This window comes from Variovorax sp. Varisp46 (assembly GCF_059491885.1).
Map to the genome: position 1 here is coordinate 1,958,917 of NZ_CP168515.1, position 13,691 is coordinate 1,972,607.

The window sequence follows — 13,691 nt, forward strand, 5'->3', positions numbered from 1 at the left end:
GCAACTCGCCACGCTTCGACGCGGACGAGCCGGGTTTGACATTTGTCAAATATTGCTCAGGCACTCGAGCTTTCTGCCTGCACCGGCTCTTCATGCGCCATGTTTGCGAACTACTCCCTTAGCCCGGGCGCATATTTTTCATAACCTCTTCTGATAACTTTCTTGGTGAAGTTCAGGGGCAGTTGCAAGCGGATCCGAAGGATCTTGACCCAAGGTCAACCTGAGCCGATCCGCCGCGACATCTTGCAAGAGGAGGCAATTCATGCGCACCCCGTTCCTGTCCGACATCAGCCCGGACGAACCGTTGGCGCCCCGGCTCGGGCCGGCATACGTCGCCTGGTTGTCGGTGTTCCTGTGCATCCTGGCGGCCGTTGCCTTCGTGGTCGGGGCCATTCGGGTTCCCAACATCGTTGCGGCATCGATGCTCATGACCGCGGCCATCGTGTCGCTGGGAGCCGGCCTGATTCTTGGTTTGAGCATGTGGGTCTTTCCGGAGCTCCCGCGCTAAATGGCTTTGCAAGAACCCACAGCACCCGTGGCGAGCAAGTCCGCAGCGTCGATCCTTCGCATTCGGGACTGGCGCATGACGCTGGTGGCCGCCCTGATCGGCCTGCTGATCGTGATGGCCATGCTCATGAAGTGGGTCGTCGAATTCCAGGTCGAGGCCGCGCAGGAGCGGCGCTTGAGCGAATCCGTTGCCCGCGAGGCGGCAGCGCGCTGTCACGAAAAGGCACCGCCCCAGGCGGTCAGCGCGTGCCTGAAGGAACTGGCGGCCGAGGCAGTTCCAGTCAGTCGCTGACGGTCAATCGGCACTGCGCCACTGACCGGTACTCGGGCACACGGCGGCCCGCTCGCCGTTCAGCCGGACCTGCTCTTCCTCCAGTTGTGACGAGGTCGAGGGGTCGACGTCGAAAGTGATCTGAAGAGCGTGCGCGACATGGGTGTCTTCGATCGGAAGCTCCCAGGTCAGGAACATTTGCGTGCAATCCTGGCCGGACGCGAAGTCGGCCACATCGAAGCCGCTGCTGCCGCGTCGAATGACACCATGAGGCTGGCCGGTATCGAATATCACGGCAGTACCCCGGACGAGGGGGATTCGATGACCTGCAAAGGGGAAGTGCAAGTCCAGCCCCTTCTCCTCGCTCACGAAAAGATTGCAGAAGGCCGCGCCGCCGTATTGCGCACCGTCATGGTGGTACCTCGCGCCGCGGCAAGCCATGAGGGCGACGTCGCTCGAGGCAAGCACCTCGGGCAGCCCGAGCGTGCGCGTCCAGTCGGATACCGCCTGCACGCAGAGCCGGTAGTCCGGCCAGCGTGCACGCGCCCGGGCCAAGGGCAGCGCCTCGACGTCGCCGGGTTCCAGCAACAGCTGCGAAGAAATCTCTCTTTCCCAATCCCCAAGCAGGCGTGCAGGGGGCGCGGGCACGTCGAGCGTTTTCGCCAGCACGATATCGCTCACGCTTCGGCTGCGGATGGCGTCACCGCTGCAGAAATGGGAAACGAGGAGGTCTCTCTCGCTCACGACGAACTGGGCACGGCTTGCATCAAGAGCGACAGCGCCTTTCGCAGGCTCGTGGCCGATGCCCGCTCTCCCTTGTCATGGCCCAGACGCACCACCACCAGGTCGTGCGAAGGAACGATCAGCACCGTCTGCCCACCCGCGCCCAGCATGTAATACGCCGTGGTCGGCACCGGCCACGTGCTCGTGCCGTTCAACCAGAAGAACCCGCCGTAGATCGGGCGCTTGTCGGCCGCCCAGGCCGGTGCAAGGGTGCTCACGAACTTGACGAAACCTTCGGGCAGGATGCGCTCGCCATTCCAGACGCCGTCCTGCAGATACAGGTTGGCCAGGCGCGCCCAATCGCGTGCCGACATGAAGTCATAGCCCTGCGCGAGGAAGTTGCCATACGGATCGGTCTCCAGGGTCATCGTGCGGATGCCGATCTTGTCGAACAGGTTTCTCTGCGGGAACGACAGGTACTCCTCGCCGCGCTTCTCGACGGCAAGGCGGATCAGGTAGTTCGCCAGCACCGGGTCGGTATTGCGATAGCGCCCGACGGTGTTGGGCGGCCACTGCTGCGGGCGGGTGGCCGCGTAGTTGAACGAGTTGATGCGGCCGGTGTAGAGATAGGTGTGGTCGGGGTAGGTGCCGTTGGGGTCGAAGTCCGGGTCATCGGGCGCCTTGATGCGCAGCCCGCTCGACATGTGCAGGATGTCCGAGATCCGGATCTCCTGGCGCTTGTCGCCGGTGGCCTGCCACTCGGGAATCGGCGCGCGCTGGTCGAGCCGGTATTCGCCCTGCTTCATCAGCACGCCCAGCATCGTCGCGGTCACGCTCTTGCCCATCGACCACGATTCGAGCGGCGTGGTCGCCGTGATGCCGCTCCTGTAGCGCTCGCCGACGATGCGTCCCTTGTGCGTGACGACGAAGGCTGCGGTGTAGGCCTCCGGCAGCTCGAAGGCCGCGTCGACTGCCTGGCCCACCTTTGCTGTGTCGATGCCGGGCGCGGGACCGGCGGGCGTCACGTCGCCCATGGGCCACGGCTGGGTCGAGGGATCGGGCAGGGCGCTCTTGACGGCCACCGGCGTGAAGAACACGCCGTCGTTGCCGGCTGGCAGCGTGATGCAGCCCTGCGAACCGTAGTAGCGCGCCACCAGCGTCGGCCCATTGGGCATGGCGATGCGGACTTCCTTCTTGTCGCGGTCGACCACCGGCCTGCCGACCTTCTTGCGCTGGTCGTAGGGCCCTGTGAAGTAGCCCACGCTCTCGACGGCGAAATCGGGATCGAGGCCGGTGACGAATGCGGCGGAGCACATCGTCTTCGCGTAGCCCGAGGTGTTGTGCTCCAGCGGGTCGCCGGGTGGCGGCACGTAGGGCGTGTCGAGTTCGAAGGTTCTCGCGCGAGCGATGAGGGCCTCGCGTGCCGGCAGCTCGGGAACGCCGGTGACCGGTGTTGTTCCTCCAGAACCCGTGCCCAGGCCTATGCCGATGCCAGCGCCTCCGCCACCCCCGCCGCCTCCTCCACATGAAGCCAAAGCCATTACAAGAAGCGCGCCTGTTGCGATGGCAAGAGGGATGCGGGCAAACCTCGTCATGACTTCTCCTCACTTTGTTGTTGGAACGCGAGTCTCCACGAGAACTGCGACAGCCTGCAAGTTCTGCGTCCAGCTTGTCCTCAGCCTCGCGATTGCGGCTCCGGTGCGGCCTGCGACGCAATCCATTCCCACACCGCCCGCACGGCCGGCTCGCTCTCGCTGCCGCGCGCGACCGCCAGAAAGTAGCTGCCGGTGTCGAGCGCAGGCCCGAAGGGCTGCACCAGCGCGCCGCTGCGCAGCTCTTCGGCCGACAGCGTGAGGCTCAGCAGCGCAACGCCATGTCCTGCAAGGGCGGCCAGCGTCGCGTGCGTCTCGTCGGAGAACGACAGGCCCGAAGCCTTCATCGCGCGCCCCCTCGGCGGCGTGATGCCGGCTTCGCGAAACCAGCGCGTCCACACGGCAGGTGCGAGCGCCTGCGGCTGCCAGTCGCAGTGGATCAGCCGGTGCTTCGGCAGGTCTGAGGCGCGTTTCAGGCCCAGCATCGGGCTGCACAAAGGCGCATAGCGCTCGGGCATCAGCTCGCGCGACACCAGTCCCGGCCAGTTGCCGTGGCCCGAGCGAACAGCGATGTCGGCGTCGCCGCGCGCCAGGTCGACCAAGGTGTCGCTCGCATGCAGCCGCAGCTCGACTCCCGGGCAGGCCCTGCGGAACGCCTCCATGCGCGGCAGCACCCAACGCGCGGCGAATGCGGTGTTGGTGGTGAGGGTGACGGCCTGCGACGCGGCGGGGCGGCGCAGCTTGTCGACGCCGGCTTCGAGCATGTCGAAGCCCATGCGCAGGTCGGCGAACAGCCGCTGGCCCGCTGGCGTCAGCGCGAGCTGCCGCGTGAGCCGGCGGAACAGCGGCTGGCCCAGTGTGTCTTCGAGCGCACGCACTTGGTGGCTGATGGCCGACGGCGTAACAGACAGTTCGAGCGCCGCGCGCTGAAAGCTCAGGTGCGCGGCCGCAGCCTCGAAGGCGCGCAGCGACAGCAGGGGAGGCAGCCGCCGGAGAGGGCGGATGGATGAGCCAATCTCGTTCATGCGTGGAGAAATCGTCGTTTGTGATGAGTGGCTCGTGAACCTAGATTCAAGGCCTGCGCACCATTCTGGCCGCGCGGGACGAAAGATACCAATTCATCCATCAAGACCATGACCATGAATCTCCTCCACATCGACGCCAGCGCCCGGCCGGGCCGTTCCGGCACCGACCTCCACGGCTCGCACACGCGCCGACTCTCGGCGCGTTTCGTCGAGCGCTGGCGCAAGGCGCGGCCCGCCGACCGCATCGACTACCTCGACGTGGGCCGGCAGCCACCCGCGCACGTCGACGGCCGCTGGATCCACGCGGCCTTCACGCCGCCGGCCGCGCGCGAGCCATGGATGGCCGAGGCGCTCGCCGAGAGCGATCGGCTCGTCGACCAGCTCATTGCCGCCGACGTGGTCGTGATCGGCCTGCCGATGTACAACTTCAGCGTGCCCGCGCAGTTCAAGGCCTGGATCGACAACATCGTGCGCGTCGGGCGCACCTTCGGGTTCGACCGTTCGCGCGGCGCGGTGCCGTACTGGCCGCTGCTGGCGGACGCGGGCAAGCGCGTGGTGCTGCTGGGCGCGCGCGGCGACCATGGCTACGACGCGGGCGGCCGCGTCGCGCACCTCAACCACACCGAGAGCAGCGTGCGTTCGGCGCTCGGCTACATCGGGATCACCGAAGTGTTCGAGGCGGCGGTGGAGTCCGACGAATTCGGCGGCGAGCAGCTTTCGAATTCGATGCGGCGCGCGGAGCAGCGCGTGGACAGCCTCGTCGATGCGCTGATCGCCCCGCGTGCGCGCTCGGGGGCTGCAGATGTTCGCCGGGTAGACCCGTCTTTGTCCGAATGAAAGTAAGGCAAAGGTGATCATTTTTCCGGGGGCATAGAGCTGTTCGTCGCGCCCTGCATCCAAGCCCTTTGCCGGTGCGTGGATCGCACCGATACTGTCCGGAAATTCCCTCCGGCAACGTACCGGTCCGAACAGTTCAATGACTCAAACAGGTTTCTCGAAATTCCGGTTCGGTTTGCACACACGCCTGAGCCTCGGCGTGATGGCGGTGGTCCTGACGGCCACCTTCGCGATTGCCACCTTCGCTCTGCACTTCGTGAAGAGCAACATGCGAGCCTCGATCGAGGCCGAGCAGCTCGCCCGCGTGGCCGCCATCGCCGACTCCATCGACCAGAAATTCGGCAGCCGGCTGATCCTGCTGCAGACCTTCGGCGACAGCGTGGAAGCGCAGGACTTCCAGGACACCGTGCCGCTGCAGGCCTTCCTCGAAAGGCACGCCTCGCTGCGTCAGGCCTTCGACAACGTCGCCTTCCTCGACATGGACGGCAACCTCGTGGCCAACCTCAACGGTGCGAACCGCATCGGTACCGTGAACGTGAAGGATCGGCCCTATTTCCAGCGAACGGTTGCGTCCCGGGCCGGTCTCGTATCTGAGCCTTACCGCAACCGGCTCAACGGGCTGGCACAGGTGGCCATCACCGCGCCGGTGCTCGACAACGCGGGGCAGGTGAGGTTCGTGATCTCAGGTGCCATCAACCTGAAGGACCGCAACATCCTGGGTGCGCTCGCCGACATCAAGTTCGGCAAGACCGGCTATCTGTTCGTGACGACCGCGGATGGCATCGTGGTCGACCATCCGGACGCCTCGCGCATCCTGAATCACATCCAGGCGAATGGCGGCGGCGACCCCGAGGTCCTTCGCGCGCTGGCCGGCTTCCAGGGCTCGAGCGAGGGCGTCAACGAAGCCGGCGTGCGCGGCCTCTATGCCTTCGACCGTGCCGAGCAGGCGAACTGGATCGTCGGCGCCATGTACCCGCGCAGCGAAGCCTTCGCGGGCATCAACGCCATCGAACGCGGTGCGTGGTTCGGGGCGCTGGCGTTGGCGCTGACCGCGGGCGCGCTGGCCCTCGCGGTGGTGCGCCGGCAGCTGAAGCCGCTGTCCGAACTGCACCAGCACATGCAATCCACCCGGGAGGCGGCTACCGGGACCGCGGCGGCGCGCACCTACGCCTTCGACGAGATCGGCGATCTCTCGCGCACCTTCAACGAACTGATGGCGCAGCGGCGCGCCATCGAGCTCAGCCTGGCGCACAGCGAGGCTCAGGTACGCATCATTGCCGACAACATCCCGGCGATGGTGTCGCACGTCGATGCGTCGATGCGCTACACCTTCGTCAATGCGCACGTGCGGGCCCTGCACAAGGACAAGACGCTGGTGGGCCGCCTGATGCCGGAAGTGCGCGGCCCCGCGGATTTCGCGATGGTGGAGCCGAGCTTCCGGCGCGCGCTGGCCGGCGAGACCGTGATTCTCGAGAAGTCCGGCGACCCGGCGCTGGGCATTGGCGGTCGCACGTTCAAGGCCCACTACATTCCCGACATCGATGCCGACGGCGTGGTGCGCGGCGTGTTCTCGATGACCTTCGACATCACCGAGGACGTGAACATCCGCCGGGCCCTGACCGAGCAGGAAAAGCGGCTGCGCGACGTGACCGACAACATCCCGGCGCTGGTCGGCTACTTCGACCGCGAGCAGAACTGCCTGTTCGCCAACGTCAGGGCGCGCCAGACGGCGGGCCTGGACCAGAGCGCTTCGCTGAAGGGCACGACCCTGCGTTCGGCTCTCGGCAAAGCGGTGCATGCGCAGCTCAAGCCCTACCTGCCCGTGGTGTTCTCGGGCAAGAAGGTGCGTTTCCCGGTTCGCGCTCCCATGCACGGCAGGGAGGGATACTTCCAGGCCAACCTGATGCCGGACAAGAACCTGCGCGGCGAGGTCGTCGGCTTCTACCTCATGTCCTTCAACATCACGGCGCTGAAGCAGGCGGAACTGCGCCTGGCCGAGAGCGAACTGCGCCTGCGCGCCATCACCGACAACATGCCGGCGCTGATCACCTACATCGACCGCGACGAGAAGATCACCTTCGCCAATGCCACCAGCCGCGAATGGCTCGGGCTCGACCCGGCCCAGGTGCTGGGGCGCCAGGTGCAGGACGTGCTGGGCCGCGAGGTGTACGAGTCGCGCCAGCCGATGCTCGCGCGGGCGCTGGGCGGGGAGCGGGCGGAGTTCGAGGCTCGTATGCAGCGCCAGGGCTTCGACCGCATCACGCAGGTCACCTACGTCCCCGATGTACGCGAAGACGGCATGACGCACGGCATTTTCTCGCTGGCGCACGACATCACGGCACTGAAGGTGGTGGAGCACAAGCTCATCGAACTGGCGCGGCTCGACACGCTCACCGGCCTGCCCAATCGGCTGGCGTTCAACGAGTACCTGCCCGGAGCGGTGCTACGCGGGCGGCTCGCGGGCAATGCGATGGCGCTGATGTTCCTCGACATCGACCATTTCAAGGCCATCAACGACACGATGGGCCATGCGGTGGGCGATGCGGTGCTCACCGAATATGCGCGGCGGCTGCTGGGCTGCGTGCGCGGTACCGACATGGTGGCCCGGCTGGCGGGCGACGAGTTCGTGCTCGTGCTCGAAGGCCTGACCGCACCGGACACCGCGGCCACCGTTGCGGCAAAGATCGTGGAGCGCGTCCACACGCCGCCCTTCACGGTGGACGGCCAGCGCATCAAGGTGACGACCAGCGTCGGCATCGCGTTTCACCGTGCTGCCGATTCCTCCGTCACCGCAGAGGAGTTGCTGGCGCGGGCCGATACGGCGCTCTACAACGCCAAGGCGGCGGGGCGCGATCGGTTCGAGTTCTTCATGCCTGCGGAGGGGGCGCGCAGTGATCTGATCACGCGGCAGCACTGAGTTCGGCGGCTGCGACCGCCGGTGAATCAAACTCGCGCCGAAGCGCTGTCCCCCAGTACGTTGCGCGGTTCGCGCCGGTCGAGCGAGCGGCTCCACAGCGCGATCATCAGGCCCACCAGCGTGAGCAGCGCCGCCGCCCAGCCCAGCGCGCGCAATCCCGGCCCATGGTCGATCACCACGCCGCCGACCCAGGCGCCGAGTGCGTTGCCGAGGTTGAAGGCGGCGATGTTCAGGCTCGACGCGAGGTTCTGGCCTGCGCCCGAGGCCTTCTCCAGCACCCGCAACTGCATCGGCGCGACGGTGGCGAACGAAGCCATGCCGAGCAGGCCGACGAACCCCACCGCCGTGAACGGCGTGCCGATGGTGAACTGCATCGCACCCAGCACGACGGCCAGCGCAGCCAGCGTACCGAGCACGGCGGCCATCGGCGCGCGGTCGGCCAGCTTGCCGCCCAGGATATTGCCCACGGCCAGCCCGCCGCCAAACACAAGCAGGATCGGCGACACGGCCGACTCCGACAGGCCGGTGATCTGCGTGAGCAAGGGCTGGATGTAGGTGAATACCACGAACACGCCGGCAAAGCCGAGCACCGTCATCGCCAGGCCGAGCAGCACCTGCGGGCGCGCCAGCACGGCGAGCTCTTCGCGCAGCGGCGCGGACCCGGCCTTGCCCTTCACGCGCGGCACGAACACCGCGAGCACCGTGAAGGCCAGCACGCCGATCAGCGTCACGGCCCAGAAGGCCGAGCGCCAGCCGAACTGCAGGCCCAGCCACGCGCCGGCCGGCACGCCGAGCAGCGTGGCGGCGGTCAGCCCGGTGAACATGATCGCGATGGCCGAGGCGCGCCGTTCGGGCGCCACCAGGCCAGTGGCCACCACCGAGCCGACGCCGAAGAAGGTGCCGTGCGCCAGCGAGGTGATGACGCGCGCGGCCATCAGCATCTCGTAGTTGGGCGCCACGGCACAGGCGAGATTGCCGAGCGTGAAGATTCCCATGAGCGCGAGCAGCACGGTCTTGCGCGGCAGCTTGCGGGTGGCGATGGTGAGCACCGGCGCGCCGACCGCGACCCCGAGCGCGTAGCCCGAGATCAGCAGGCCGGCGGCCGTGATGGAGACGTGGAGATCCGTCGAGACCTGCATCAGCAGGCCCATGATGACGAACTCGGTGGTACCTATACCGAAGGCACCGGCGGTGAGGGCGATTAGAGCGATTGGCATGATGCCCTGTACTGTGCGGACGAAAGCCACTGATGACTAGAATGCCGCAGGTACACATACTTGTGACTCGAATTCATAGATCGGAGGAGCCATGCCGCGCATCGACGTCAACCGTTCCGGCGAAATGGAAGCCTTCGTGCAGGTGGTCGAGTCTGGCGGGTTCTCGGCGGCGGCGCGCCTGCTGGGCATGACGCCCTCGGCCATGAGCAAGCTCGTGGCGCGGCTCGAATTGCGCCTGGGCATCCAGCTCGTGCACCGTTCCACGCGCAAGCTGCAACTTACGCCCGAAGGCACGGAGTTCTACGAACGCAGCCTGCGCGTGCTGGCCGACATTGACGAGGCCGAGCGCTGCGCGGCGGCCGGCGCGGCGGCGCGCGGGCGCGTGAGCATCAATGCCAGCGTCTCGTTCGGGCACCACAAGCTGGTGCCATTGGTGCCGCGCCTGCTCGAACGGCATCCGCAGATCACGCTCGACATTGCGCTGACCGACCGCATCGTCGACCTGATGGATGAGCGCGCGGATATCGCCATCCGCTGGGGCCAACTGCCGTCTTCCGATCTCGTGGCGCGCCGGCTCGGTGGGACCAGCCAGTCCATCGTCGCCGCGCCGGACTACCTCGCGAAGTACGGCACGCCGCGCACGCCGCAGGAGCTGGAGGCCCACAACCGGCTGGGCTGGAGCTACCGGCGCAGTTCGCCCGACTGGCCGCTGCGGGTCGACGGCCGCATGGTGTGGCTGCCCGTGGCCGGTCCGGTGCGCGCGGGCGACGGCGAAACGCTGCGCCGGCTGGCCATCGCAGGGGCTGGCGTGGCGCGGCTGTCGCTGTATCACATCCAGCACGACATCGACGCCGGTCGGCTTGTGCCGTTGCTCGAAGAGTTCAACCCGGGAGAGGTGGAGCCGATCCACGCGGTCTACATCGGCAAGGCCGGCACACTGCCCGCCCGGGTCCGGGCGGTGCTCGACTTTCTGGTGGCGTGCTCGGGGGTGGGCGGCGAGCGCTACACGATCAAGCGGACGGCGCCTATGCCGGCAAACTCCGCCGTCACCTGATCGCCGCGCCGGCAGGGCACGATGCCGACCCACGAGCCGGTGGTGACCACCGTGCCCGCGGGAACGGTCTGGCCGTGTCGGGTCAGGTGGCGCAGCCAGATCGGCAGCAGCCATGCGGGGTCGGCCAGCGGATGCGTGCCTTCGCGCACCACGGTCTCTGCGCCGCCGACCTTCGTTTCGCAGCGCTGCGAGGCCCAGTCGACGGCGGCGTAGGGCGTCCATTCGCCGAGCACGAGTGCGCCGTGCACCTGCGAATCGGCAAGGCGCAGCAGGGCGGGTGTTGCGGCGAGGTCTTGCCAGCGGGAGTCGACGATTTCGACCGACACGGTCATGGCGTCGATGAGCGAGGCGGTGTTGTCGTGATCGAGCTGCGCGGCCTGTGCCGGCGCAACGTCCTGTCCGAGCCGCAAGGCGATCTCGGCCTCGATGCCGGGCGCGTGGAACACGAGGTCGCTGAAGTTCGCCGGGCTCCGGCGCACACCGGCAGGAGGCAGTGGCGCATGTGTGAGCGTCGCGCCGCGCGAACCGCCGCCCGACTTCCACGTGCCGGGCACGGGCTGAGCGTCGAACCAGCCGAGCGCGGCCGCGACGGCGTCCTGCACTTCATAGGCCTGGATATCGGTTTCGAGCGCGTCGGTCCAGGGCGTGGCATCGAGGGTGCGGTTGCCGCGGCGCGCGGCCACGAGTGCGTCGGTGAGGGCGGTCTGGGAGGGGGTCATGTTCTGGATCTTCTCAGTTTCTGCTGGCGCGTTGTTCGGGGTGCGTGCACAGGGCACCGGGTACTCCCCTGCGCGAATGTCCCCCGGGCTGCGGCCTCCTCCTTTATTTCGCTGCGCAAGGCACTCCGCCGGCGTGATCGCACCCCGAGCGACCTCAAGCAGTCCCTCAGCTTCTCGCAGGCAGAGCGAACTTCCGCGTATCGGCCGGCGGCGGAATGGGCTGCGTGCCTTCCATGCGGGTGCTGCCGCTGCCGCGGTTGTTCGAGCGCTGCAGTGCGGAGTCGGGCAGCACCGGCGCGGCGTTCACGCCGCGCAGCATGACGTTGTCGGTGTTCGGCTGCGTCTGCAGCTGCTGGCCGCGGATCTCGTCGTAGCGGTCGTAGGCGAAGGCCTCGGACGAAGCGCCGTCGCGCATCACCGCCGGGCGCAGGAACATCATCAGGTTGCTCTTGCTGCGCGTGCGGTTCTCGTTCTTGAACAGGTTGCCCAGCACCGGGATGTCGCCGGCCAGCGGCACCTTCTCGATGTTGTTGTTGTAGGTGTCCGACAGCAGGCCGCCCAGCATGACCAGGCCCCCGTCTTCCACCAGCACGCTCGACTCGATCGAGCGCTTGTTGGTGGTCGGGCCGTTGGGGTTGCTCAGCGAGTTCTGGTCGACGGTCGAGGTCTCCTGGAAGATCGTCATGCGCACCGTGCCGTTCTCGTTGATGGTCGGGCGCACGCGCAGGGTGAGGCCCACGTCCTTGCGCTCGACGGTGGTGAACGGGTTCACGCCCACCGAGCCCGAGGTGCTGGCATACGAGCCGGTGGGGAAGGGCACGTTCTGGCCGATGATGATCTTGGCCTCTTCGTTGTCCAGCGTCAGCAGGTTGGGCGTGGAGAGCACGTTGGCGTCGCCGTCGCTGTTGAAGAAGTTCGCGATCGCGCCCAGGATGTACTGGCCGCCGATCTTGCCGGCGATGCCCAGGTTCAGCCCCGGCTGGATCGACGTCGCCAGGCCGGCGGCATTCCGGGTGGCCAGCGCCTGGGTCAGCGCCAGGATGTTCGTCTTGTTCAGGCTGGAATTGGTGCCGATGACCGCGTTGTTGCCCAGCGCGCTCTGCCACTGCACGCCGAAGTTCGCGGCCTTGTTGGCGCTGACCTCGACGATGAGCGCCTCGATCATGACCTGGGCGCGGCGCCCGTCGAGCCGATCGATCACCGCGCGCATCTGGCGGTATTGCGGCTCGGGCGCCGTGATGATCAGCGAGTTGGTCGACGGGTCGGCCTGGATCTGGCCGCCGGTGGAGGGCTGGTTGGCGTTGTTGAGCGGGGCGTTGGCCGCGGCCGAGCCGCCGCCCTGGTTGTTGTTCAGGTTCACCTGCATGGCCTGCGGCGCGCTCTGCTGCGGCACGGCACCGCCGCCTGCGCCACCGGCTGCGCCCGGCGTGGTGCTCTGCTGGTTCGCCGCCATCGCGGCGCGCAGCGTGGCCGCCAGCCGCACCGCATCGGCGTTCTTCAGGTAGACCACGTAGATGTTGCCGGCCGCGCCGTTGCTGCTTTCGCTGGGCGCGCGGTCGAGCTTGTCGACCAGCGTGCGCACCAGCGCCACGCGCGCCGGATTGGCCGCGCGCAGGATCAATGAGTTGCTGCGCGGATCGGCCAGCAGCGTGGTGCGGAACGAGGCATCGGTCGCGCCTGGTGTGGCCGCGTTCGGTGCGGCGGCACTGCCGCCGTCGACCAGGCGCTGCACCAGCGGCACCATGTCGGTGGCGACCGAGTGCTTGAGCTGGATGACTTCGATGTCGGACGCATTGGGTACGTCGAGCGACGCGATGATGCGCGCCAGCCGGCGCATGTTGTCGGCGTAGTCGGTGATCACGAGCGAGTTGTTGCCCGGGTTCACGTTGATGGTGTTGTTCGGCGGAATCAGCGGGCGCAGCACCGGCAGCAGGTTGTTCGGCGACTCGTAGTTGAGGCGGAAGATCTGCGTGACGATCTGGTTGCTGCCGCTCGACGCGGTGGCGCTGATGGAGGTGTTGACGGTGCTGCTCTGCAGCTTGGCGCTGGCCTCGGGCACCACCTTGTAGAGGCCGTCGGCTTCCACCAACGCGAAGCCCCGCAGGCGCAGCGCCGCGGCAAACTGGTCGAAGGCGGCCGCCGGCTGGATCGCGCGGTCGGTGACGAGGTTCATCGTGCCCTTGACGCGCGGGTCGACCACCACGTCGCGGCCCGTGACCACCGCCATGGTGCGGGCCACGGCCTCGATGTCGGCATTGGAGAAGTTCAGCGTGATCGGCCCGCCGCGAACAGGCGCCACTGCAGCGTCTGTCGATGCGGATGTCTCCGGCGACCGTGTCCCGGCAACGGTCTGCAGCGTGACCCGCAGCGAATTGCCTCGTATCTCTGCCTTGTACGGCGTCGGCTGCCTGAGATTCAATACCACCCGGCTGCGCTCGCCTGCCTGAACCACATTGATCGAGCGCAGGTTGGGTTGATTCACTTCGATGGCTGCGCGTCCGACATCGCTTGCGACGCCGGGGAAATCCAGTGCGATGCGCGCGGGGCTCTGGACTGAAAACCCGCTGGGCACGGCGGCGAGCGATTGCGCTAGATCGATCTGGATCACCTCGACGCCCTGTTGGATGGAGGCTGCGACCGCCTTGATCGCATTTTGCGCACAGGCGGCGCCGAACGCGCCGGCGGCAAGCAGGCTCAAGCACACGGCGCGAACGCTGCGCGCAATGACGATCGGCCTCCTCATGCGCCAGCGCCGAGACAACTTGCTGTTGTCCTGCAATCGAGAAGGGAAGGGGCGCATCGCGTGCGCAGAGTCTTCCACTTGTGCGT

11 protein-coding genes are annotated in these 13,691 nt (G+C 67.3%); 5 read left to right on the plus strand and 6 right to left on the minus strand.

Going from position 1 to position 13,691, the window contains the following annotated elements:
- Positions 1 to 262 precede the first annotated feature (262 nt).
- Positions 263 to 508, plus strand: coding sequence for a hypothetical protein (locus tag ACEN9N_RS09210; protein ID WP_413316110.1), 246 nt, complete (start codon positions 263 to 265; stop codon positions 506 to 508).
- A 27-nt stretch (positions 509 to 535) separates the two neighbouring features.
- Positions 536 to 799: a hypothetical protein gene (locus tag ACEN9N_RS09215; protein WP_495655894.1), complete on the plus strand. Its 264-nt coding sequence runs from the start codon at positions 536 to 538 to the stop codon at positions 797 to 799.
- Between the two features lie 3 nt (positions 800 to 802).
- Here ACEN9N_RS09215 and ACEN9N_RS09220 read toward each other — a convergent pair whose 3' ends face one another.
- The 3 genes from ACEN9N_RS09220 to ACEN9N_RS09230 all read right to left on the minus strand — a co-directional run bounded on the left by ACEN9N_RS09220 (position 803) and on the right by ACEN9N_RS09230 (position 4,118).
- Positions 803 to 1,522, minus strand: a complete 720-nt coding sequence (locus tag ACEN9N_RS09220) for a hypothetical protein (protein ID WP_495655895.1) — start codon at positions 1,520 to 1,522, stop codon at positions 803 to 805.
- Positions 1,519 to 3,096, minus strand: coding sequence for a serine hydrolase domain-containing protein (locus tag ACEN9N_RS09225; protein ID WP_495655896.1), 1,578 nt, complete (start codon positions 3,094 to 3,096; stop codon positions 1,519 to 1,521). Before ACEN9N_RS09225 ends, ACEN9N_RS09220 begins: the two co-directional genes overlap by 4 nt.
- Before the next feature lie 80 nt (positions 3,097 to 3,176).
- Positions 3,177 to 4,118 carry a LysR substrate-binding domain-containing protein gene (locus ACEN9N_RS09230; protein WP_007832745.1) on the minus strand — a complete coding sequence of 314 codons (942 nt, stop codon included), beginning with the start codon at positions 4,116 to 4,118 and terminating at the stop codon, positions 3,177 to 3,179.
- A 108-nt stretch (positions 4,119 to 4,226) separates the two neighbouring features.
- On the opposite strand from ACEN9N_RS09230, the gene ACEN9N_RS09235 reads away from it, so the two are divergent.
- Positions 4,227 to 4,955: an FMN-dependent NADH-azoreductase gene (locus ACEN9N_RS09235; RefSeq protein ID WP_413316378.1), complete on the plus strand. Its 729-nt coding sequence runs from the start codon at positions 4,227 to 4,229 to the stop codon at positions 4,953 to 4,955.
- Positions 4,956 to 5,094: 139 nt separating this feature from the next.
- Positions 5,095 to 7,872 carry a sensor domain-containing diguanylate cyclase gene (locus ACEN9N_RS09240; RefSeq protein WP_495655897.1) on the plus strand — a complete coding sequence of 926 codons (2,778 nt, stop codon included), beginning with the start codon at positions 5,095 to 5,097 and terminating at the stop codon, positions 7,870 to 7,872.
- A 26-nt stretch (positions 7,873 to 7,898) separates the two neighbouring features.
- On the opposite strand, the gene ACEN9N_RS09245 is transcribed toward ACEN9N_RS09240, so the two are convergent.
- Positions 7,899 to 9,089, minus strand: a complete 1,191-nt coding sequence (locus tag ACEN9N_RS09245) for an MFS transporter (RefSeq protein WP_413316382.1) — start codon at positions 9,087 to 9,089, stop codon at positions 7,899 to 7,901.
- Between the two features lie 91 nt (positions 9,090 to 9,180).
- Between ACEN9N_RS09245 and ACEN9N_RS09250 the strand changes: the two genes are divergently transcribed.
- The gene (locus ACEN9N_RS09250; protein WP_007832749.1) at positions 9,181 to 10,143 is read left to right on the plus strand and encodes a LysR family transcriptional regulator; all 963 of its coding nucleotides are present in this window, start codon (positions 9,181 to 9,183) and stop codon (positions 10,141 to 10,143) included.
- On the opposite strand, the gene ACEN9N_RS09255 is transcribed toward ACEN9N_RS09250, so the two are convergent.
- Together ACEN9N_RS09255 and gspD are read right to left on the minus strand one after the other, a co-directional pair.
- On the minus strand, positions 10,092 to 10,862 hold the full coding sequence (locus tag ACEN9N_RS09255) for a fumarylacetoacetate hydrolase family protein (RefSeq protein WP_007832750.1): 771 nt from the start codon (positions 10,860 to 10,862) through the stop codon (positions 10,092 to 10,094). The two genes, ACEN9N_RS09250 and ACEN9N_RS09255, sit on opposite strands and share 52 nt — an antisense overlap.
- Positions 10,863 to 11,028: 166 nt before the next feature.
- The gene (gene gspD / locus ACEN9N_RS09260; RefSeq protein WP_495655898.1) at positions 11,029 to 13,605 is read right to left on the minus strand and encodes a type II secretion system secretin GspD; all 2,577 of its coding nucleotides are present in this window, start codon (positions 13,603 to 13,605) and stop codon (positions 11,029 to 11,031) included.
- Positions 13,606 to 13,691 lie beyond the last annotated feature (86 nt).